The sequence below is a fragment of the Actinomadura verrucosospora genome, assembly GCF_039540335.1.
Classification (GTDB): Bacteria; Actinomycetota; Actinomycetes; order Streptosporangiales; family Streptosporangiaceae; genus Spirillospora; species Spirillospora verrucosospora.
Map to the genome: position 1 here is coordinate 1 of NZ_BAABEV010000060.1, position 20,709 is coordinate 20,709.

The window sequence follows — 20,709 nt, forward strand, 5'->3', positions numbered from 1 at the left end:
GGGCCATGCCGAGCCGCAGGCAGGTCCGCACATGCCCGGCGAGCTGCGGATCCACGCCGCCCATCGCGGTGAGGGCGGCGAGGTTGAGCAGCTGCCGGTCGCGCAGCGACAGGCCGTCGCGCTGGTAAGCGCAGAAGCGCATCGGTGGTCTTGGGGGTTGATGGTGGGGGGAATCGAACAAAGGTCGGTGGCAAGTCGATTGCGGCGACGCCTGTCTATGTGACCGGTCCGGCCTGGAGTGAAGGTGAATACGCGCGACTTCGTCTTCGTCCGGGACGCGCGATCATTGCGTTCCTGGCCGGGTCGGGAGTGGCGACCACCTGGAGGAGTTCAGCCATTGGTCTCAGTGACAGCGAGTGACAGTTTTGGGACCGTGCCGTCACCCGAGCATGCCACTTCGGGGGACTCCTCAGGAGGTTCGAGCAGGCACTGATCATCCGGGGTGTCGTCGCTTGGGTTGTCTTATCACCGATCCCCCTCCTCGCGCATCCCTTTGAATTCACGGGTATTCAGCGCTTTGGCGGGCCGGCGGGCGGGGGTAGGGGCAGCGAAGCGGCATTTCGGGATGATCCGGAATCTGCCATACATATCAGTCGCCCGCGCGGCGGCAACGACTCGGTCCGATCACAGAAGCCGACTGTGGGCAATGTTCAACGCTCCGTAGCCAAAGTGGCTACGATCGGCATTCACACGGTGACCGACGCGATCCCCCGGGGCGAAGATGAACCGTTTCCTGGCACATCCCAAACTTGCCGTCGCCTTCGGCGAATGGCTCCGCTGCACGTGCGGGTTCCTGGGATGTACCGCCATGGCCGGCGCCATCAGTATCGGTGCGGCGGGTCCGTCCGACGCGGCCGCTGGAACCGAGCCGGAACCGCGCAGGCCCGTCCCGCCCGTCTGTCGCCACGCCGTCGGCGACCGGTACGCCGCGCACAAGTGCAAGGAGGCATGGGTGGCGATGTACGAGAGGTCTCGGAGACGTTCGGGCCACGGCCGAGATCTGCCTCGCTGGGGCGAGCGCTACGACCGGAAGCCGAAGAAGGAGCACAAGGCGCCATCGCCGCACCCGCGCGAGAACGTTGTTCCTCGTCCTGCGGCGCCGGCCCGTCCGAGAAGCGCCTCCCCGTCTCCCAGCCCCTCTCAGAGCACCCCCAAGCGCACATCCGTGGCCTCCGCTCCGGTCCGACCGCGCGAACAGGCCGACGAGGTCGATTCACGTCCTTCCTCGCTGCAACCGGTACTGCTTCTCAGCCTGCTTCTCCCCGCCGCAGCAGCGATGTGCTATCCGTTCCGGCATCGCATCTACACCGCCGCTACCGCCGGCCTTGCCCCCGTGCCCGCGCCTAGCGCCCAGGACCCGCAGCCCGTGCGATTCACCTACCGTCCTGCGCTCAACCCCTTCGCCACGCCGCCCGCTGGGCTCACAGGGCCAGGTGCGACGTCCACCGCGCGGGTACTGGCGCTGACCGCGCTCGACGTACACGGTGACAACTCACTAGTCGTCGTCCCGCGGCCCGACGCCATCACTCTCTTCGGGCTGGCCGAGGATGAGCTGCTCGACGACGATCCGGCGGGGCTGTTCATCCCGGGGAACCTCGACGCGGCGCTCGCGTACCTGGAAACCGAACTCGCCATCCGCGAGAGGAGCGGCGTCACTGAGGGGCGTCGTCTCCTGCTGGTGGCCGACTGCGCCCAGGAGGCCGAGCGGATCATGGCACTCCTCACCCACCATCCGGACGCCGTGTTCGCGGTCCTGCTCGGTCACTGGACGGGCGAGCAGGCCGTGATCGACGACGAGGGGCTGGTCGAGGCGCCTCCCGCCGTGGCGTCCAACTTCCCTTCCCGCCTTCCGGCGATGTCCCGCACGGAAGCCCGTGACCGCCTCCTGAAGGTGCTGGCCCAGCAGAAGGACACCCAGAAGCCACCGACCCGTCGCCGCTCAACCTCCCGACGCGGTTAGACCGACGCCCATTTCGCGCGTCCCTCGATGGTGAGGTGCCCTTGAAGATCGCACGAGCAGCGCTCCCGGGTCCTCATCGCTTTGTCCTGCCCGTCCGGGCGCTCTCCCTTGCGGGGCAGTCTCTCGGCGGGTTCTAGGGCATGGGTTCTCGTTGTTTCGCAATATCAGCCCTGATCGTCGTGAGGCTTCTCAACGCTCGTCCTACGGGCGCCGTGTCCGGGGGCTGGTCGGCGTCGCCGTCCAGGAAGGCAGAGCACCGCAGGATCCAGGCGCGGATCACGTCTTCGACTCGGGCCTCGGACCGGCGTGTTCGAGCGAGGACCAAGTTTCGTTGCTCCTCCTCCACTTGGCGGGTCAGATCCTCGTCCGCGCTCAGCGCCCGGACGTCGGAGAGGGGGTAACGGCCAAGCCTGTCCGTCTCAAGGCCCCGTTCGACCGCTATCCGGTCGAAGGTCCTGCGGTGCCAGCCGAGGATGGTCGCCGCTCCGCCGGCGTCGACGGTGTCGGTCAGCGGGCCCTTCCTGGTGGCGACCACGCGGCGCACGGAGTCGGGATCGAGCCGGTCGAGATCGCGAAGCAGGTAGACGGGAAAGCCGCGGAAGGTGCTGATGACGTCGAGGTCGCCTTGGGCTACCAGGACCTCGACGTCCCCGCGCTCGACGTCGAGGCCCACCCGGGACGCCAGCCGAGCGGCGGCCTTCGCCGAGCCGATGGGGGGCTCGTCGCCGAACCGGGCGACGATCTCCTCGCTCCGGCCGCGGGCTCCCTCGGCGAGGGCGGCGGACCACCGGTCCCCCTCCAGGTCGGGTTCCGGGAGCAGCCCGTGCTCCAGGCCGAGGCGCATCTGCCAGCGGGCGAGACCGAGAAGCGTGGCGAGCTGGTTGGCGCTGTGATCGGTGCGCGTCATCTCTGGCATGGCCGGGCCTTTCTTGTCGCGTTGACGTGAACGCGACTCAGCCTCAGGCACGGGCGTCGCCGGAACGACTAGAACGCGCTTCTGTGGATAACCGGTGCCGCGTCATGGGAGGGACGGCGACGCCTGCGGCAGGCCGAGACCTTCGGCGGGAGTCAGAACGCGCAGGGCAGGGACTTGATCCCATTGATGAAGCTCGCCCGCTGACGGACGGGCGGCGCGGTGGCGTGCAAGGTGGGCAGTCGCGTGTACAACTCGCGGAGCAGCGCCGTGATCTCGCGGCGGGCCAGGTGCGCGCCGAGGCAGAAGTGCGGTCCGGGGGCGCCGAAACCGAAGTGCGGGTTGGGCGAGCGCGTGACGTCGAACGCGTGCGAATCCTTGAAGACGCTCTCGTCCCTGTTCGCCGAGTTGTAGTAGAGGACCACCCGGTCTCCGGCGCGGTAGACGTGGCCGCCCAGCTCGTGGTCGCGGGTCAGCGTCCGGCGCATCCACGTCACCGGGGTGGAGTAGCGGACGATCTCCTCGACGGCGGCCGGAAGCCGGACGTCCAGGTCCCCCAGCAGGACGTCCCGCTGCTCAGGGTTGTCGGTGAGCAGGCACACGGCGTGCGACAGCGCGTTGCGCGTCGTCTCGTTCCCCGCGACGACCAGCAGCGAGAAGAAGCGGCCCAGGTCGGTGTCGTCGAGGGCCTCCCCGTCGACGTTCGCATGAGTCAGCGCGGTGACGAGGTCGTCGGCGGGGTTCTCGCTGCGCAGGCGGCCGAGATCGGCCATGAGTGCGTGCAGGAGGGAGAACTTCTCCCTGAGGACGACCGTCCTTTCGGCTCCGTCAGGGCCGACGTAGTCGGGGTCGCCGATGGCGGTGATGACGTTCGTGGCCTCGATGACGTCGTCGTACGCGGATTCCGGGATGCCCATCATCGAGCAGATGATCCGCAGGGGCATCGGCATGGCGACGTGCTCGACGAAGTCGCACGGGCCTCGCTCGGTCAGCTCGTCCACAATGTGGCGGGCCAGGACGGCGACGTCCCCCGTGACCCGCTGGACGAGGCGCGGCGTGAACGAGCGGGAGACGATCCGGCGGAGCCGCGCGTGCCGGGGATCGTCGATGCTGATCATGGAGCCGGTGTAGGCGGCGACCTGAGGGGGCGGGTCGACCAGGCTGACCGCGGTGGGCTGCGAGCTGAACACCTGGGGGTTCCGGCTCGCCTCGGCGACCTCCTCGTAGCGGACGATCGCGTAGAACCCCGGTTCGTCCGGTACGGGGCAGAAGACCGGCCCTTCCGTGGCCCGCAGGGAGGCGAACAGTTCGTCGCGTCGGTCCTGCGGCTTCGACCAGAAATCCAGGCTGACAAGGCTGCTCTCGGCGATGGAGGGCATGGGGGAGCGCCTTCCGCTGGGGAGTCGTCGCCCCCAGGCTAACCCGGCCGCGCTCCCGAAGATGATCAAGCGGCGGGCGGGGTGGGGACCCCGCCCGCCGCACGCGCACTCCCGCCGTCCCGGGACCGCGCCCGGGAACCGCCGCTAGCGAGCGGAAAGCTCCACGAAGTGGCGCTCGCCCGGCCCCACGTAAACCTGGCGCGGGCGCCCGATCTTTGTGGACGGGTCGTTCATCATCTCGCGCCACTGGGCGATCCAGCCGGGGAGCCGGCCCAGGGCGAACAGCACCGTGAAGGCGTTCGTCGGGAAGCCCATCGCCTTGTAGATGACGCCGGTGTAGAAGTCCACGTTCGGGTACAGCTTGCGCTCGATGAAGTAGTCGTCGCTGAGGGCGACCTCTTCGAGGCGCATGGCCAGGTCCAGCAGCGGGTCGGACTTGCCGAGCGCGTCCAGGACCTTGCCCGTCGCCTTCTTCACGACGGCGGCGCGCGGGTCGTAGTTGCGGTAGACGCGGTGCCCGAAGCCCATGAGCTTGACGCCGGGCTCCTTCTTCTTGACGCGCTCGACGAACGAGTCGATGTCGTCGCCGTTGTCGTGGATGCGCTCAAGCATCTCCAGGACGGCCTGGTTGGCGCCACCGTGCAGGGGGCCGAACAGAGCGTCGACGCCCGCGGACACCGAAGAGAACAGGTTCGCCTGGCTGGAGCCCACCAGTCGCACGGTGGAGGTGGAGCAGTTCTGTTCGTGGTCGGCGTGCAGGACGAACAGCATGTCCAGCACGCGCGCGATCTCCGGGTCGATCTCGTACGGCTGCGTGGGCAGGCCGAACATCATGCGCAGGAAGTTCTCCACGTACCCGAGCGAGTTGTCGGGGTAGAGCAGCGGCTGGCCGTTGGACGTCTTGTAGGCGTAGGCCGCGATGGTCGGGAGCTTCGCGATGAGCCGGATGCTCGACCGGTCGACCTGCTCCGGGTCGAACGGGTCGAGGCTGTCCTGGTAGAACGTCGACAGGGCGCTGACCGCGGACGACAGTACGGCCATCGGGTGCGCGCGGCGCGGGAAGGCGGAGAAGAAGGCGCGGAACTTCTCGTCCAGCAGCGTGTGGTGGCGGACGCTGTCGGTGAACGTGCTCAGCTGGTCGGCCGTCGGCAGCTCGCCGTAGATCAGCAGGTAGGCCACTTCGAGGAAGGACGATTTCTCCGCCAGCTCCTCGATGGGGTAGCCCCGGTAGCGCAGGATCCCCGCCTCACCGTCGATGTAGGTGATGGCCGACGTGGTGGACGCCGTGTTGGTGAAGCCCGGATCGAGCGTGACATGGCCCGTCTCCTTGAGGAGACTGCCGACGACCAGCCCCGACGGACCCTCGGTCGCCTCGCTGACCTCCAGAGGCATGCGGCCGCCCGCGTGGTCGAGCTCGAAATCCGACATACTCGCTCACTCCCAACTGCGTCCACACCTGCGTAGACGTTCCGGTTTCATCGTATCCACGTGATCACAGGGGCTGATCCGGGCCGTCCCCGTTGACGGCGGACCGGCCGGTCGCGCGGGCGCGCGAGCCGTTCACGACTCGCCATGCCCGCTCCACCGGCACTCGCGGTCGCGGCGACCCGACCGTCCCGCCCGCATAGCGAAACGGGACGATTTGGCCTGAAACGCCTCGTCCGACTGGCCTGGGCAGAAAGCTGGACGGTCAGCAGCGATCGACCAGAATTCGCCCTCCCCACCGGTCGTCCCGGCCGGTCGGCCGGTGAGGCGTTCTCATGATCTCGCGCGCCGGGAGGGGATGCCACGGCGGCCGTCCGGCGCCGCGCCGGTGCAGACGGGGAAAGTGAGAAGAATCTCAGCCCCGCCGCCATGGCCGGCAGGTCATGTCGGCCCGTGCACGTCCTCAGGGCGCGGCTCACGCAAGGTGGGCTGGTCCGCTGTCAATTCCACCAGCGTCCGTTCCCGGACGTCGATCAATTGCTCGACGTCCAGTGGTGGCCACTCCTCGCCGTAGTGCGCGTCCAGCAACGTGCTCAAGGCGACGAGGATCTGCTCGGGTGTCGGACGTTCCCCTGGGTCCTTCGACAGACAGCGCGTGACGAGCCCCAGCATGGGAGCCGGCAGGAGGGCGAGGTCGGGTTCGCCGTAGACGATGCGTCCTCGAACCTTGCGCCCGTCACCGAAGGGTGCCGCACCGGTCGCCGCGTAGACGAGCGTCGACCCCAGGGAGAACACGTCGCTTTCCGGATGGACGGGATCGCCAAGAGCCTGCTCCGGTGACATGTACGCGGGCGTCCCCAGAATCTCCGTACGCGACAGCGGAAGGGCGTCCAAGAGCCGGGCGATTCCGAAGTCGATGACTCGAGGACCATCAGAGGCGAGCAGGACGTTGGACGGCTTCAGGTCGCGGTGAACGATCCCCGCCCCATGGATCGCGATCAACGCCTCCGCCAGTCCGGCCCCCAGGCGGCAGGCCGTCTGCTCCTGGAGCGGCCCCTTCTCCCGGACGACTGCGGAGAGGCTCACACCGCGGATGTACTGCGTCGCCAGCCACGGCTGTGGCGCGTCCGGATCGGCGTCGACGACGGGCGCCGTGTAGAAACCGCTCACGGAGCGCGCCGAGGTGACCTCGCGGCGGAACCGTTCCCTCCACTTGGGGTCGTCCAGCAGTTCCGGCCGGATGACCTTCACGGCGACCAGCCGCCTGCTGGGCGACGCCCCGAGGAACACCTCGCCCATCCCACCGGAACCGAGCCGCGAGACGACGCGGTAGGGGCCGATCATCTGGGGCGGTTCGGGCTGCGGGGACACGGCGATCCGATCATGGTGAGGGTGCTCAAATCGTGCCATGGCACGGGGGTTCGTCCGACCGCTCACACCCAGGAAAGCGCGCTCCGTTCGGCCCAGTAGCGTTCCGCCGGAACGTTCAACCCAGCCAGCTCCTCCAGATCGCCCTCGTCGAGGAGCACCTCTGTCGCCGCGAGGTTCGCCCGCAACTGGGCCGGGCTCACGGCGCCGATGAGGACGGTCCCGGCCCAAGGCTTGCTGAGCGCCGCCGCCAGAGCCACGGCGTCCGGCCCCGCATGGTGCTTGGACGCGACGTCCGGCACCTCTACGGGCGGCTGCACAGCGAGCCTGCCGTTGGCCAGCACTTCCTTCAGCAGCACATGCAGTCCGTTTTCGTGGGCCTCGCGCAGCGCGTCCTCAGCGGAGGTCTCCAGGATGTTCCACGTCGACTGGACCGTGCTGAACAGCCTCTGACCGGCCGCCTCCAACCCCATGGCACGTCTGATCGTGTCCGCCTGCCGTGGTCCAGACGTCGAGAACCCGACGCGCACCCCCTCACCGGCCAACTGGGCCAGAGCCTCCTGGAGGGGGACGTCCTGGAACAGCGGACTCTCCTCGGTGAGTGAATGCACCTGGTAAACGGCCAGGTGCCCGCCCAGAAGTCTTCGCGTCTCTTCGTACTGCGTCTGGAAACGGCCAAGGCTGTGCTCCTTGACCTCATGCACCTTCGCGTCGGTCTTCCACTCGCCCACGTAGGCGTAGCCCCACTTGCTCGACACACGGACCCCTTCGGGAGCACGTGCCTCTAGCCAGCCGCCAAGGAACTCCTCTGCCCGGCCGTAGGAGCGCGCAGTGTCCACCCACCGAACGCCTGCCGCGTACGCAGCGTCGAGGACGCTCCAGGTCGCCTCGCGCATCGCCTCCACGCTTCGTCCGGGCGGCAGTTCCCCGGCGCTTCCCACGTTGATGTAGGCCGGCCGCCCCAGCGCGGCGAGCCCGACTCCGAGCCGACGTATCGCGTCCATCCCCCCAGCCTTCCACGCAGAAGCCCGGCTGCCTTTATCCACAGAATCCCATTCGCCTCGGCCCGCCCGGCGGCCTCCCCGATGCTGGACCTCGCACGCCGGTCCACCTGCCACGAGGAGGCTGCAATGCGCGTCACCATCACGGTCCCCGAAGAGACGACCGCCGATTTCGTCGTCGCGACCGACAGGAACCCCGACGACCTGGCGGCGGCGATCCTCCGGAGGTTCTCCGGCTCCTTCGCGGCGGCGATCTCGGAAAGGCTCGGCTCTCCCCGGCTCGCGCTCGCGTGCCACCCCGCCGCGAGCTCCCCCTGGGACCTTTCCGGCATCAATGGCGCGGACGCCGACGACACCGAAAGGCTCCGCCAGGCGACGCACCACATCGGCGTCACGTCCGTCCTGCCGGCCGGTGACCTGCCGTTAGGGCCTCACCTCGCCCGGGCCGCGGCGAAGGCGGTCGCCGAATCGGTCTGCGGCGTCCTGGTGGACCCACTGTCGAGCCAGGTCCTTCCCGTCGTGCCCTTCGGAAGATTCGACGAGTTCACCCTCGCCGACGACTGGCTCGGCGCCGCCCTGCCGCCCTACCGGAACTCCGGCCTCTGCACCGCCGACGAGGACGACATCGACGGCTGCTCCTGCGTCTACCTCACGACCCGGGGGCTGTGCCGGTTCGGCCTGCCCGAGCTGCAGATCACCGGCGTCGCCTGCCCGCACGACCTGGCCGCGCTGAACGTCCTGCGCACCACCGCGCAACGGCTGCTGCCACTCGGCAGGCATCCGGGAGAGCATGCGCTGCCTGCGGAGTTGCTGCTGACGAGCGCCGACTTCTCCGGTTTCTGGGGCAACCGCGAGTCCATGTGGGACGACGGCCCTCTCGCCGTACGCATCACCGAGGTGACGCCTCACCGTCTGGCCGTACGCCCGCCCGCGGACTTTCCGGGCACACTGAACGAATGGCTGTGGGACGAGCTCCCGCCCATCCTCCATGAACTGCTCAGCTGCGAACCGGACCACGCCATGGCGGGCCATCCGAGTGGCTAACGTCGTCGGGCATGGAGACCGAGCAGGCACCGGGATCGCTCGCGAGGGCGCTGGCGGACGTGGCGGCAGAACGTGAAGCCCAAGACCGGAAGTGGGGCGTCCAGGAGTTCCCTGACGGAACCGGCCCGGGCTTCACCCCACGAGCCGAGGAGGCGAAGCAGGAATGCGCCGCGGCATGGTCGCGTGGCGAACTGACGTGGCGCCACATCCTCACCGAGGAGTTCTACGAGGCGCTGGCCGAGCCCGATCCGCGAAGTCTCCGCAACGAACTCATCCAGACGGCGGCGGTCGCCCTCAAGTGGGTCCAGTCCCTGGACCGGCGCCACGGCGGGACCGTGCACCAGACCGGGGAGGGACGCCGATCCGAGAAGCTCGTCCGCGACCGGATCCCCGAGATCATCCGGGACGCGGGCGGTTCCCCGGAAACACGGACCGCGGCCCCTGGGGAACAAGGGGCGTTGCTGCGCAACAAGCTCTACGAGGAGGCCGGCGAATACATCGCGTCCAACGACCCCGCGGAGCTCGCCGACCTTCTGGAGGTGCTTCACGCCCTCGCCGCCCTCCACGGCCTCTCCCCCGAGGAACTGGAGGAGCGACGCGCCGCCAAAGCGGCGGACCGAGGTGGCTTCTCCAAGCGCCTCGTCCTTCGCCTCCCCCACTGACCTCCGAGCAATCAGCTACACCCAGGGCACCTCCAAACCCGGTGCGCCGTGTTCCGTCCTTGTACCGGGCGCCCGCCGAGACGGCGTGCCCGGGTCATGCCCCGGGGCGCCGCTCCCGACGCGGGTGTGTCGCGCGCCAAGCACGGTTCGCGGCGCTGAGACCCTCCCTCGCCAGACGAAGACACACCCCCTCGTAGCCTGAGGAGCCACGCCACAAGGAGCGGACGGACCGCAGGGCGACGACCCGGTCGAGGGCGAGAAGCACTGCGCCGAGCAGCGCGGCCTCGTGAACCAGCAGTACTGGTGTGAAATCGGTGGGTTCGGCGCGCGCCGGGGCTCGCGAACCCACCGCCCCAGGCAATCAAGTTCGCCACCCGGTCGACCGCATCGACCAGGCCAGCGACGCACTCGCCCCCCTCAACAGACGCCGCCCGCCGCACCCCCGACCCGCGCCCCAGTGGCTACCTCGACGGGCACCGCCCATGGCCTCCCCAGCGAGCGCCACCCGCGCCTCCCCAGCCAGCACCGCCCCCGCCCGCGCCCGCCCGACCGACACCGCCCGCGGCCCCCCAGCTGGCGCCACCCGCGCCTCCCCCAGCCAGCGCCGCCCGCGCCCGCTCGACTGGTGGTGCTGGTGGTTCCTTTGGCTGGGTGGGGGATGGCGTGGTCGCAGGGAGCCGGGTGGTTGGGCTGTGTGGGGCTGGTTTGTTCAGGTCCTCATCAGGCAGTTCGTCACTAGACCGCCTCGCGTGTTTTGCGTGGTCGGCGCCAGTTGCAGTTGTTGTGGGTGGGGCGCGCGGCAGGAGGTGGAGGGGCGGCGGCTGAGGTGCGCCGCGCGGCTGGCGACGCTGTACTCCTAGGAGTGTTGGACGGCCGGGAGTCGAGGTCGGCCGTGGTGTTCGACACGGAGGTCGATATCGGGTGCGGGCTGGCTGGCGCGGCGCTGGCCCCAAGGGGCGGCGCGGGGTCAGGCGTTGGGGGGCAGGGTGGTGCCGGCTCCTCGGCGGCGCACCGTTACCAGGTCGGCTCGGGCAGGCGGGGAGGGGCGTGGAGGACGGGCGGCGTCGCCGTGGACGTGTTCGTGTTCGGGTTCGTCATCGGATGCGGAGGTCTTCGAGCGCCTTCGGTGTTCGGGCAGTGTGGTGGTGGCCGTGTCCTCGACCTCGAAGCCCGCGTCGGCGATCATGTCGAGGTCGGCCTTGCCGGCCTGGCCCTCGCTGGTCAGGTAGTCGCCCAGGAAGATCGAGTTGACCACGTGCAGGGCGAGGGGCTGAAGCGTCCGCAGATGGATCTCCCGGCCGCCGGCGAGACGCACCTCCACGTCCGGGCAGACGAAACGCACCATCGCCAGGATGCGCAGGCACCGCTGAGGGGTGAGGGCCCACTTCTCGGCCATCGGCGTCCCCTCGAACGGGATCAGGAAGTTCACCGGGACCGAGTCCACGTCCAGGTCGCGCAGTGCGAACACCACGTCCACCAGGTCTGCGTCGCTCTCCCCCATGCCGGCGATCAGCCCCGAGCAGGCTGACAGGCCTGCCTCCTTGGTCTGCCGCACGGTGTCGACCCGGTCGCTGAACTCGTGCGTGGTGCAAATGTCCGCGTACGCGGCTTCGGCGGTGTTCAGGTTGTGGCTGTAGGCATGAACGCCGGCCTCGTGGAGCCGCCCCGCCTGCGCGCCGGACAGCAGGCCGAGACAGGCGCAGATCTCCACGTCCTCGTCGCGCTCCTTGATCGCCGAGATGATGCCGGCGACCCGCTCCACGTCCCGGTCGGTCGGACCGCGCCCGCTGGCCACCAGGCACACGCGCTTGGCGCCGCCGGCGACGCCCGCTTCCGCCGCCGCGGCCACCTCTTCGGGCTTCAGCCAGGTGTAGGTCAGGACCCCCGCCTTGGACCCCAGCCGCTGCGAGCAGTAGGAGCAGTCCTCAGGACAGAGCCCCGACTTCAGGTTGACCAGGTAGTTCAGCTTGACCCGCCGCCCGAACCAGTGCCGGCGCACCTTGCCGGCGGCGGCCACCACGTCGAGCAACTCGTCATCGGAGGTTTCCAGCACCGCGAGCGCCTCGGCCCGGGACAGCGGCTCACGGCGCAGCCCCTTGCCGACCAGAGTCTCCAGCAGATCCATGGCGCCGATCTTCGCCTCCCGCGTGCGCCCCGCCAAGGCCCGGTTCGCACAAGAAGGTCGATGAAGATCTGTCGATCACGGCAGCGCGGGACCGGCACAGGCACACCCGCCGCCATGGCGGTCGGCACCATGCCCGTTCGCGGCCCGGACGTCATCGCCGCCCGGCCGTCCGAAGCCCCGACCCGAGGTCGGACAGGCTGCAGGCCGACTGGAGCGGGATCGCTGAGGTCGGCAGCGTCGTGCCGCGAGACGCCCTGAAAGGGGACCCCGACCGCCGGGCAGGAAGCACGGCGGACGGGCGTCGCTGGACGCCGCCCCCGGATACGGCATCCGCGCACCGATGGCCACGGCCTGTCCGGAGGGCCGAACCGTGGTGAACAACGGGTACCGAGCCCGGCAGCGTCACGACCACACCCGACGGTTAGAGGAACCACCGGCCCCCAGCGGGCAGCGCGACTTACGGGTGTCGCTGGACGCCGACGCCAGAGATGGCGCCTGCGCACAAGCGGGACCGGCCTGGCCGGACGCCGTGCCATGGCGAAGGCGACGTGTATCGGGCCTGGGATGTCAGAGCCCATCTGGTGGCTTGAGGGAGCCTCGGCCGACGGGTGGAGGTGCGGCTGACTGGGGTGTTGGGTGCTCGGCCTGGGGACGGCGGCCGCGTATGGGTGGGTCGGCTTGGTTGGGAGTGAGGGTGACGGGTCAGGGCCATACCTGGTGGAGGGTGCTCGGCTTGGGGACGGCGTCCGCGTGCGGGTGGGTTGGCTTGATGGGGACCAAGGGTGACGGGTCAGGGCCATACCTGGTGGAGGGTCCAGGGGCCCGGGTTGTGCGGGGCGATGACCTCGGCAATGGCGGGGCCGTCGGGTGTCGCGACCTGGAGGCGGTAGAACCTCGCCTGGCCCGGGGCCTGCCATTCCTCCAGGACGCGGCGCACGTGGTAGCGGCCTCGGGGGCCGGTGATGTGGGAGGGGCGGCCCGTGGGCGTGGTCTCAGCCGAGACCGGTTCATCGATCAGCACGGGACGACAAGCTAATACGAACACACGTTCGAAGCGAGCGACGCGCCGGGATGGTTCTCGCATTCAGGTGCCCCGACCTTGATCGGGCTTGAGGGGGAAGGGGAATGTCCGTGCGGCTCGCTAGTGTCGCTGCCGCCGCACTACGGAGGTCGATGAACATGGCGACGTACACACTCATCCCGGGCGCGGGCGGGCAGGCCTGGTTCTGGCATCGGCTGGTGCCGGAGCTGCGCGCTCGGGGGCACGATGCCGTAGCCGTCGAGCTTCCGGCCGGGGACGACGCCGCGGGGCTCTCGGAGTACGCCGACACGGTCGTCGAGGCGATCGGGGATCGGACGGACATCATCCTGGTGGCGCAGTCGATGGGCGGGTTCACAGCGCCGCTCGTCTGCGAGCGGGTGCCCGTCGACCTTCTGGTGCTGCTCAACGCCATGGTCCCGTCGCCAGGCGAGACGGGCGGTGATTGGTGGGGGAACACCGGGCAGGCGAAGGCGATGTCCGACCAGGCGATCCGGGAGGGACGGACACCGTCCGCGGAGTTCGACGTCGAGGAGTGCTTCTTCCACGACGTGCCGGACGACGTGAAGGCCGTGGCGCTGGCGCAGGAGACCGTGCAGTCGTCCACCCCGTTCGCAGAGCCGTGGCCGCTAAACAAGTGGCCCAGCACTCCGACCGTGTTCCTGCAATCACGCGACGACCGACTCTTCCCGCTGGAGTTCCAGAGGCGAGTGGTCGCTGAACGGCTCGGGATCAGCGTGGACGAGATGCCCGGAGGGCACCTCGTCGCTCTGAGCCGACCGCGCGAACTGGCCGACCGTCTGGATGCCTATCGCACGCGATGATGCGCAGCGCCTGCCCCGGCGCCTCTGCCAATTGACGGTACGCGCGGAGCACTCTTTCGTACTGGCCGGTCCGCTCCAGAGCCGCGCGGGCAGCGGGTCGCTAACCCCAGCGCGCCCTTGGTCGCGGCTACTGGGAGGCCCCTAGGCGGGCGGCCAGGGCGGGTGTCAGGGCATACGGGCGTTCCTTGGGGAGCAGGGCTCTGACCTGAGGGGTGCGCCCGGCCTTGCGAAGTCCGTGGATCTTGCGGACCAGCGGGGTGAGGTCATCGATGCCGAGGATCCAATCGTCGACGTAGCGGTCGACGATGTGGCGGCTGAGGCCTATCTGGATGCTGCGCGCTTCGAGTTTCCGGCCGTCGAGGGAGCGTTCGGGGTCCCACTGGACGTGCACGACCGCCTCCGCGAACCGGCGGCGCCATTCCTCGGAGCTCCGGAAGACGCGGCGGTCGGGATCGGTCGGGACGGCCAGCCCCAGTGCCTCCTCCCAGCCGGCCCGGCTGATCCGGACGGCGAGGATCGTCTCCTGACCGGGTTTGCGCGCCCAGTCGCTGCGGGCCATGAGCCACAGGAACGACGGTTTGATCCAGGTCATGCGGTTCCGGGAGAACGGCGGGACGAACGTGCCGTGCTCGGCGGCCGGGACGCCGATCTCCGGTGAGTACGCCTGGTAGACGGTGATCGAGTCGCGGTCGTGGCGGGCGCGGATCTCGCGTGCGGGCATGATGTGGCCAGCGTGGCGCGGGGGCGCGCCGCGGCTCAAGCGGTTTTCCGGCGGCGGTGCGCCTTCTGGCGGCAGGCGGTGCCGCAGAAGCGGGCGGGGCGGCCCGTCGGCGCCGAGGTGAGGGGCTTCCCGCACACCTCGCACCGCCTTTCGTTACGCTCCGGGGACGCCGTTTCGTCGCCTTTCGTTACGGGCCGGAGCGCGTCGCACGCCAGCGCCGTCATGCGGCCGGGACTGCCCTCGGGGCGCCGCCGGCGTTCCATCAGCATGGCCCCGACCATGAGGGTGCGGACGTCGTCCACGTCGACGTCCGGACGGACCTCGCCGGCGGACTGCGCCCGCCGCAGAAGCTCCTCCAGCGCCGAGCCGAACTGCTCCTCCAGGCCGCGGGCGTCGAGCGTTCGCAGGTCCGCGGCCAGAGCGTCGCACAGGGCGTGGTTGAACATCGCGCGCTCCACGACCCACATGAGGAAGCCGTAGAAGGCCTCCCCCGGCTCCTCCGCCCGGACGAGGGCCTGCGCCTCGTCCACGATCCGCTCGATGCGGTCCGTGACGACCGCCTGGAACAGGGCCTCCTTGGTCGGGAAGTGCCGGTAGACGGTCCCGGCCCCGACCCCCGCCCGGCGCGCGATGTCGTCGAGCGGGACGAGGCGGCCGTCCGCGGCGAAGGCCTCGAAGGCGGCTTCGAGGATGCGTTCGCGGTTCCGGCGCGCGTCGGCGCGCTGGGGCCGTCCGCTCACCGGGCGCCTCCTTGGTCGGTTGACAAACGGGGCGGACGTTCCGGTAACGTCCTAAGCGGGTTGCTCGTTCCGATTATAGGAGGACCGATGACGGCGGTGGACGCGGCGCGGGCCGGGCTCGGCAGGATCGGCGTCGGGCTCGTGACGCCCATCGCGCCGGCCGACGAGTGGCGGCGTGCGGCGCAGCGCGTGGAGCGCGCGGGCTACGGAGCGGTATGGGTGAACGAGGGCATCGGCGGCCGGGAGGTGTTCACGCAGCTGGGCGTGATGCTCGCCGCGACGGAGCGGATCGTCGCCGGCTCGGCGATCGCGAACCTGTGGGCGCGGCATCCCGCCGCCATGCAGGGGGCCGCGTCGGTCCTGGCCGACGCCTACCCCGGGCGCCTCGCGCTGGGTGTGGGCGTCAGCATGGGGGCGATCGTGGAGCGGAGCGGGCAGAAGTGGTCCAGTCCGCTGAACCGGATGCGCGAGTACCTCGACGGCATGGACGCGGCCGTCGAGGCGGCCCCGGTGCCCGAGAAGCCTTTTCCGCGGCTGCTCGCGGCCCTGGGCCCGAAGATGCAGGAGCTGGCCCGGGACCGTGCGGACGGAGCGCTCCCCGCCGCGATGCCCGTCGAGCACACCAGGCAGGCCCGGGGAAGGCTCGGCGAGGGCAAGCTGCTCGTCGTCATGCAGACCGCCATCCTTGAGACGGATCCGGTGAAGGCGCGCGCACTCGCGAGAGGGACCGGGATGCTGGAACTCCCAGGGTCCCCCTACATCCGCTCGCTCAAGACGCTCGGCTACGACGACGGCGCGGTCTCCGGCGGCGGGTCCGACGAGGTCATCGACGCATGCTTCAACTGGGGCGACGAGACGGCCGTGGCCAAGCGGATCCAGGAGCACCTCGACGCGGGAGCCGACCATGTCTGCGTCACGGTGTTCGCCCCCGACCTGGCCTCGGCCGCCGACCAGTACGAACGCCTCGCCCCGGCACTCCTGTGACCACCACGCCGGCACCGGGGCCCGGCCTGGTCCGGGCAGATGTCAGCGGGGGCGGATGAGGCCGGTTTCGTAGGCGGTGATGACCAGCTGGGCCCGGTCGCGGGCGTGGAGTTTGGCGAGCAGGTGGCCGATGTGGGTCTTCACGGTGGCGGGGCTCAGGTGGAGGTGCTCGGCGAGTTCGGTGTTGGACAGCCCTCGGGCGATGAGGGCGAGGACCTCGCGCTCGCGCTCGGTGAGGGTGTCCAGCGCGGCGGGCGGGGGCTGCGCCGGGCCGGGGCGGCGGACGAACTCGGCGATCAGCCGCCGGGTCACCGACGGGGCCAGCAGCGACTCGCCGGACGCGACGACGCGGATCGCCGACAGCAGGTCGGCGGGCGGGGTGTCCTTCAGCAGGAAGCCGCTCGCCCCGGCCCGCAGCGCCGAGTACACGTAGGTGTCCAGGTCGAACGTCGTGAGGATCAGCACGCGGACGCCGGGGATGTCCGCGCAGATGCGCTGGGTGGCCTCGATGCCGTCCATCTCGGGCATGCGGACGTCCATGAGGACGACGTCCGGGCGTTCCCGGGCGGCCAGTTCGACGGCCTCGGCCCCGGTGCCGGCCTCGCCGACGGTGCGCAGGCCGGGCGCGGTGTCGATCAGGACGCGGAAGCTGCCGCGCAGCAGGGCCTGGTCGTCGGCGACGAGGACGCTCAGATCCAACGGGGTTCCTAGGAGTCGTACGGGAAGGCGGCGGACACGGCGAAGCCGCCTTCGGGACGCGGGCCGGCGGTGAAGTCGCCGCCGTACATCATGACGCGTTCGCGCATGCCGATGAGCCCGTGCCCGCCGCCGCCCGGCAGGACGCGGAAGCCGGGCCCGTCGTCGGTGACGTCGATGCGCATGCGGAGCCCGTCGGCGCGGACGCGGACGCGGCAGCGCGCGGGGGCCGCGTGCTTGACGACGTTGGTGACCGCCTCCTGGACGATGCGGTAGGCGGAGAGGGCGACGCCGTCGGGGAGCTCCCCGGCGTCGACGTCCAGGTCGACGTGGACGCCGGCCATGGCGGCGCGTTCGGCGAGGCCGGGCAGGTCGGCGAGGCCCGGGGACGGGGCGAGGTCGGCGTCGGCGGCGCCGGTGCGCAGGACGCCGAGGAGCTGGCGCATCTCGGCGAGCGTGCCGCGGCTGGTGGTTTCGATGACCCGGAGGGCGTCGAGGGCCTCCTCGGGACGGGCTTCGGCGACGTGGACGGCGACGCCGGCCTTCACGGCGATGAGGCTCATGCTGTGCGCGACGACGTCGTGGAGCTCGCGGGCGATGCGGAGCCGCTCGCCGGAGACGGCCTCGTCGGCGAGGCGGCGGGCGGCGTGCGCGGCGTGGGCCCGGCGTTCGCGGACGAGCCGGCCGAGCGTCCAGGACGCGCCCAGAACGGAGGCCCCGAGCAGAACCCTTCCGAGGATCTCGGCCTGCGCTCCGACAGGACCGGCGACGGCTCCGGCGAAGATGAACACGGCGCTGACGACGCCGATGAGCAGCGTGGGGACCCAGCGGCGGCGCCGCCGGGTGAGCGCGACCTGGTAGAGGGCGAACCCCGCGGCGGCGTAGGTGTCCCAGGGCAGGCCGAGGATCAGCGCGGCGGTCGAGGCGGACAGGACGGCGGCGAAGACCGGGACGGGCCACAGGCGCCGCACCGCGAGGGGCAGGGCCGCCGCGGCGACGAGCGGGACGAGGAGGAGCGGCGGGGCGCCGGTGCCCGCCGGGAGCGCGAGGAGCACGAGGGCGTAGAGGAGCGCGGCCCCGGCGTCGAGGCCGATGAGGCCGCGCCGGCTGAGCCGCGGGAGCGGGGAGCGCAGCTCGGATTCGTCCACGTCACGAAAGGTAGCGGCACGGGCGGTGCCCGCGCCTCGGTCCGGTGTCCGTCATACCTGGGGTGGAGGCGGCGGGACGTTCTCGGAGCACGGTCGCACGCGCGGTTCCCGCCCGCGTTCCGATGTGCGCGGGGCGGCCGCGTACGACCCTCGACTGCATGATCGAGATACGCGAGCTGACGAAGCGCTACGGGGGCACCACCGCGGTGGACCGCCTGTCGTTCACGGTGAGGCCGGGGACGGTGACGGGGTTCCTCGGCCCGAACGGGGCGGGCAAGTCGACGACGATGCGCATCGTGCTGGGTCTGGACCGTCCGGCGTCCGGTGAAGCACTGGTCGGCGGGCAGCGGTACACGGCGCTGAAGCGGCCGATGCGCGAGGTGGGAGCGCTGCTGGACGCGGGCGCGGTGCAGGGCGGGCGCCGGGCGTTCGACCATCTCGGCTGGATGGCGCGCAGCAACGGGATCGGGATGCGGCGGGTGGCGGAGGTCCTGGAGCAGGTGGGGCTCGCCGGGGTCGCGCGCAAGCGGGTCGGCGGGTTCTCGCTGGGGATGCGGCAGCGGCTCGGGATCGCCGCGGCGCTGCTGGGCGATCCGGGGGTGCTGATGTTCGACGAGCCGGTGAACGGCCTGGACCCCGACGGCGTGCGCTGGATCCGCGAGCTGATGCGGGCGCTGGCCGCCGAGGGCCGGACGGTCCTGGTGTCCAGCCATCTGATGAGCGAGATGGAGCTGACGGCCGACCGGCTGGTCGTCATCGGGCGCGGGCGCCTGATCGCGGACACGTCGGTGCGGGAGCTGGCGGACCGGTTCCGCCGCGGGGTGCGGGTCCGCTCGCCCCGTCCGGCGGAGCTGAGCGGCGTGCTCGCCGCGGCGGGGGGCTCGGTCGAGTCCGTGCCGGGCGGGGCCCTCACGGTCACCGGGCTGGACGTGGCCGCGATCGGCGACACGGCCGCGGCGCACGGGATCCCGCTGTACGAGGTGACGCCGCACAGCGCCTCTCTGGAGGAGGCCTACATGGAGCTGACGGCGGGGAGCACCGAGTTCGGGGCGGTGGCGCCGTGATCGACGCGCTCGCCGCGGAGTGGTACAAGCTCCGGACCATCCGCTCGACCTTCGCCGTCCTCGGAACGATCGCGGCGTTCATGCTGCTCTGTGTTCTGTGGTCCTGGTACGTGACCCGCTACTGGGACGGCCTGCCGGCCGCGAAGAAGGCGAGGGCGAGGGCGGCCCCGGCGGAGCAGCCCTTGGTCGTGGCGCTACCGGTGTGCGCGGTGGTGCTGGGGGCGCTGACGCTCACGTCGGAGTACGCGCATGGCATGGTCCGGACGACGCTCGCCGTCCTGCCGAACCGCCTGGCCTTGTACGCGGCCAAGGGGGCGGTGGCGGCGGGGACGGTGCTCACCGCGTCACTGGCCGCGCTCGCCGCCGGAACCGCCGCCGGGAACGCGATCGTGGGCGATCGTCCCGTGGCCACGTTCCAGGGGCCGGTGCCGGACGTCGCGGTCCATCTGCTGTGGCTCGGCCTGACGACCGCCGCGATCACGCTGATCGCCTTCGGGCTGGGAGCCGTCCTCCGCTCCACCGCCGCGACGATCACCGCGGGCATGGCCGTGCTGTTCGTGGCGCCCGCCCTGGCCCAGTTGCTGCCGTCGCCGTGGGACGAGCGGATCTGGTCGGCGCTTCCCGGAAGCCTGTCCAACCAGATCGCGGGTGCGCCCGGCTCGTCGACCGACCACGGCGTGCTGGCGCCGGCCGCCGCGATCGCGCTGCTGGTCGCGTACACGGTGGCCGCGCTCGCGGTCGGCGCCCTCTCGTTCACGCGGAGGGACGCGTGATCGCCCACGCGGTCGCCGCCGAATGGCGCAAGCTGCGCTCGATCCGCTCGACCTACTGGGTGCTGGCCGCGACGGCGGCCTTCACCGGGTTCACCGTGCTTCTCGCGGTGCAGATGGCGCACGTCTGGGACGGCCTCGCCGCCGACCGCCGTGACGACCTCCTGCTGCGCCCGTTGCAGGAGCTCAGTGTGTGGGCGGCGTCGCTGTGCCTGGCGGTCCTCGGCGCGCTGTCCGTCACGTCCGAGTACCGCACGGGGATGATCCGCACGACCCTCACCGTGCTGCCGCGGCGCAGCGCGCTGCCGGCGGCCAAGGCGGCGGTGGTCGGGACGGTCGCCCTGGTCGCCGGGGAGGCCGCGACGGTCGGCTCGTTCCTCGGCACCCGGCTGGTCATCGGCGACCGCCCGTTCCCGGACCAGCACGCCTCCGTCGCCCACGACCTGCCCGGCTTCCTCATCGAGGGGGCGGCGGTGCCCGTGTTCGCGCTGCTCGGGCTGTCGCTCGGCGTGCTCCTGCGGTCCACGGCGGGGACGCTCGTGTCGGTGGTGTTCCTGTGGCACGTCCTGCCGCTGCTGGCCTTCCACCTGCCCCGGCCGTGGAGCGAGCGCGTCGGCTCGGTCATGCCCGGCGGCCTGCCCGCCCAGATGGCGGGGCTCAGCGCGGACAACTCCGTCTACGGCGATCTGCTGTCCCCCGGCGCGGCGACCGGCCTGCTGCTCGCATACGCGCTCGTACCGCTCGGCCTGGCCGCCCTCGTCCTCGCCAGGCGCGACGCCTGAGGGCCCGGAAGCCATCGACGGCGGCGTCCCCGTGCGGGGCGCCGCCGCTCGTTTCTGGGAACTC

At 70.9% G+C, this 20,709-nt stretch carries 20 protein-coding genes; 8 read left to right on the top strand and 12 right to left on the bottom strand.

Going from position 1 to position 20,709, the window contains the following annotated elements; genetic code table 11:
* Window positions 1–142 (bottom strand): carboxymuconolactone decarboxylase family protein (locus tag ABD944_RS42575; RefSeq protein WP_425550326.1); only part of this gene is annotated, 142 nt, incomplete at its 3' end.
* A gap of 1,224 nt (window positions 143–1,366) precedes the next feature.
* On the opposite strand from ABD944_RS42575, the gene ABD944_RS38310 reads away from it, so the two are divergent.
* Window positions 1,367–1,960 (top strand): hypothetical protein, encoded by a 594-nt coding sequence (locus ABD944_RS38310; protein WP_345185965.1) that lies wholly within the window; start codon window positions 1,367–1,369, stop codon window positions 1,958–1,960.
* A 133-nt stretch (window positions 1,961–2,093) separates the two neighbouring features.
* Here the strand turns inward: ABD944_RS38310 and ABD944_RS38315 are convergent, their stop codons facing one another.
* The 5 genes from ABD944_RS38315 to ABD944_RS38335 all read right to left on the bottom strand — a co-directional run bounded on the left by ABD944_RS38315 (window position 2,094) and on the right by ABD944_RS38335 (window position 8,049).
* Window positions 2,094–2,876 carry a hypothetical protein gene (locus ABD944_RS38315; RefSeq protein WP_345185968.1) on the bottom strand — a complete coding sequence of 261 codons (783 nt, stop codon included), beginning with the start codon at window positions 2,874–2,876 and terminating at the stop codon, window positions 2,094–2,096.
* Window positions 2,877–3,028: 152 nt separating this feature from the next.
* On the bottom strand, window positions 3,029–4,252 hold the full coding sequence (locus tag ABD944_RS38320; RefSeq protein ID WP_345185971.1) for a cytochrome P450: 1,224 nt from the start codon (window positions 4,250–4,252) through the stop codon (window positions 3,029–3,031).
* Between the two features lie 144 nt (window positions 4,253–4,396).
* Entirely contained in the window at window positions 4,397–5,680 is a 1,284-nt protein-coding gene (locus tag ABD944_RS38325; protein WP_345185974.1) for a citrate synthase, read from the bottom strand.
* Window positions 5,681–6,118: 438 nt separating this feature from the next.
* Window positions 6,119–7,021 carry a serine/threonine-protein kinase gene (locus tag ABD944_RS38330; protein ID WP_345185978.1) on the bottom strand — a complete coding sequence of 301 codons (903 nt, stop codon included), beginning with the start codon at window positions 7,019–7,021 and terminating at the stop codon, window positions 6,119–6,121.
* An 89-nt stretch (window positions 7,022–7,110) separates the two neighbouring features.
* The gene (locus ABD944_RS38335) at window positions 7,111–8,049 is read right to left on the bottom strand and encodes an aldo/keto reductase (RefSeq protein ID WP_345185983.1); all 939 of its coding nucleotides are present in this window, start codon (window positions 8,047–8,049) and stop codon (window positions 7,111–7,113) included.
* Between the two features lie 126 nt (window positions 8,050–8,175).
* Here ABD944_RS38335 and ABD944_RS38340 point away from each other — a divergent pair, with 126 nt between their 5' ends.
* On the top strand, window positions 8,176–9,090 hold the full coding sequence (locus tag ABD944_RS38340) for a hypothetical protein (protein ID WP_345185987.1): 915 nt from the start codon (window positions 8,176–8,178) through the stop codon (window positions 9,088–9,090).
* 11 nt (window positions 9,091–9,101) lie between these two features.
* Entirely contained in the window at window positions 9,102–9,752 is a 651-nt protein-coding gene (locus ABD944_RS38345) for a nucleoside triphosphate pyrophosphohydrolase (RefSeq protein ID WP_345185989.1), read from the top strand.
* A 967-nt stretch (window positions 9,753–10,719) separates the two neighbouring features.
* On the opposite strand, the gene bioB is transcribed toward ABD944_RS38345, so the two are convergent.
* Window positions 10,720–11,877: a biotin synthase BioB gene (bioB, locus tag ABD944_RS38350; RefSeq protein ID WP_345185992.1), complete on the bottom strand. Its 1,158-nt coding sequence runs from the start codon at window positions 11,875–11,877 to the stop codon at window positions 10,720–10,722.
* A gap of 790 nt (window positions 11,878–12,667) precedes the next feature.
* On the bottom strand, window positions 12,668–12,898 hold the full coding sequence (locus ABD944_RS38355; RefSeq protein WP_345185996.1) for a hypothetical protein: 231 nt from the start codon (window positions 12,896–12,898) through the stop codon (window positions 12,668–12,670).
* A gap of 158 nt (window positions 12,899–13,056) precedes the next feature.
* On the opposite strand from ABD944_RS38355, the gene ABD944_RS38360 reads away from it, so the two are divergent.
* Window positions 13,057–13,740: an alpha/beta fold hydrolase gene (locus ABD944_RS38360; protein WP_345185998.1), complete on the top strand. Its 684-nt coding sequence runs from the start codon at window positions 13,057–13,059 to the stop codon at window positions 13,738–13,740.
* 127 nt (window positions 13,741–13,867) lie between these two features.
* On the opposite strand, the gene ABD944_RS38365 is transcribed toward ABD944_RS38360, so the two are convergent.
* Together ABD944_RS38365 and ABD944_RS38370 are read right to left on the bottom strand one after the other, a co-directional pair.
* Window positions 13,868–14,461, bottom strand: a complete 594-nt coding sequence (locus tag ABD944_RS38365; RefSeq protein WP_345186001.1) for a DUF4291 domain-containing protein — start codon at window positions 14,459–14,461, stop codon at window positions 13,868–13,870.
* 35 nt (window positions 14,462–14,496) lie between these two features.
* On the bottom strand, window positions 14,497–15,201 hold the full coding sequence (locus ABD944_RS38370; RefSeq protein ID WP_345186005.1) for a TetR/AcrR family transcriptional regulator: 705 nt from the start codon (window positions 15,199–15,201) through the stop codon (window positions 14,497–14,499).
* Between the two features lie 87 nt (window positions 15,202–15,288).
* Here ABD944_RS38370 and ABD944_RS38375 point away from each other — a divergent pair, with 87 nt between their 5' ends.
* Window positions 15,289–16,185, top strand: coding sequence for a TIGR03620 family F420-dependent LLM class oxidoreductase (locus ABD944_RS38375; protein ID WP_345186009.1), 897 nt, complete (start codon window positions 15,289–15,291; stop codon window positions 16,183–16,185).
* A gap of 42 nt (window positions 16,186–16,227) precedes the next feature.
* On the opposite strand, the gene ABD944_RS38380 is transcribed toward ABD944_RS38375, so the two are convergent.
* Both ABD944_RS38380 and ABD944_RS38385 read right to left on the bottom strand, forming a co-directional pair.
* Window positions 16,228–16,884, bottom strand: coding sequence for a response regulator (locus ABD944_RS38380; RefSeq protein WP_345186014.1), 657 nt, complete (start codon window positions 16,882–16,884; stop codon window positions 16,228–16,230).
* 8 nt (window positions 16,885–16,892) lie between these two features.
* Complete coding sequence (locus ABD944_RS38385; protein ID WP_345186017.1) at window positions 16,893–18,029, bottom strand: sensor histidine kinase; 1,137 nt, start codon at window positions 18,027–18,029, stop codon at window positions 16,893–16,895.
* Between the two features lie 158 nt (window positions 18,030–18,187).
* Here ABD944_RS38385 and ABD944_RS38390 point away from each other — a divergent pair, with 158 nt between their 5' ends.
* The 3 genes from ABD944_RS38390 to ABD944_RS38400 are packed head-to-tail and all read left to right on the top strand — an operon-like array spanning window position 18,188 to window position 20,645.
* A complete protein-coding gene (locus ABD944_RS38390) occupies window positions 18,188–19,093 on the top strand; it encodes an ABC transporter ATP-binding protein (protein WP_345186019.1) in 906 nt (301 codons plus the stop codon).
* Window positions 19,090–19,866 (top strand): ABC transporter permease, encoded by a 777-nt coding sequence (locus ABD944_RS38395; protein WP_345186022.1) that lies wholly within the window; start codon window positions 19,090–19,092, stop codon window positions 19,864–19,866. The genes ABD944_RS38390 and ABD944_RS38395 overlap by 4 nt, the downstream gene beginning before the upstream one ends.
* A complete protein-coding gene (locus tag ABD944_RS38400) occupies window positions 19,863–20,645 on the top strand; it encodes an ABC transporter permease (protein ID WP_345186024.1) in 783 nt (260 codons plus the stop codon). The genes ABD944_RS38395 and ABD944_RS38400 overlap by 4 nt, the downstream gene beginning before the upstream one ends.
* Window positions 20,646–20,709: the final 64 nt, after the last annotated feature.

Coding starts and splice junctions, on each gene's coding strand:
- ABD944_RS38315 (WP_345185968.1), bottom strand. CDS start 2,876: ATGCCAGAGATGACGCGCACCGATCACAGCGCCAACCAGCTCGCCACG.
- ABD944_RS38320 (WP_345185971.1), bottom strand. CDS start 4,252: ATGCCCTCCATCGCCGAGAGCAGCCTTGTCAGCCTGGATTTCTGGTCG.
- ABD944_RS38325 (WP_345185974.1), bottom strand. CDS start 5,680: ATGTCGGATTTCGAGCTCGACCACGCGGGCGGCCGCATGCCTCTGGAG.
- ABD944_RS38330 (WP_345185978.1), bottom strand. CDS start 7,021: ATGATCGGCCCCTACCGCGTCGTCTCGCGGCTCGGTTCCGGTGGGATG.
- ABD944_RS38335 (WP_345185983.1), bottom strand. CDS start 8,049: ATGGACGCGATACGTCGGCTCGGAGTCGGGCTCGCCGCGCTGGGGCGG.
- ABD944_RS38340 (WP_345185987.1), top strand. CDS start 8,176: ATGCGCGTCACCATCACGGTCCCCGAAGAGACGACCGCCGATTTCGTC.
- ABD944_RS38345 (WP_345185989.1), top strand. CDS start 9,102: ATGGAGACCGAGCAGGCACCGGGATCGCTCGCGAGGGCGCTGGCGGAC.
- bioB (WP_345185992.1), bottom strand. CDS start 11,877: ATGGATCTGCTGGAGACTCTGGTCGGCAAGGGGCTGCGCCGTGAGCCG.
- ABD944_RS38360 (WP_345185998.1), top strand. CDS start 13,057: ATGGCGACGTACACACTCATCCCGGGCGCGGGCGGGCAGGCCTGGTTC.
- ABD944_RS38365 (WP_345186001.1), bottom strand. CDS start 14,461: ATGCCCGCACGCGAGATCCGCGCCCGCCACGACCGCGACTCGATCACC.
- ABD944_RS38375 (WP_345186009.1), top strand. CDS start 15,289: ATGACGGCGGTGGACGCGGCGCGGGCCGGGCTCGGCAGGATCGGCGTC.
- ABD944_RS38390 (WP_345186019.1), top strand. CDS start 18,188: ATGATCGAGATACGCGAGCTGACGAAGCGCTACGGGGGCACCACCGCG.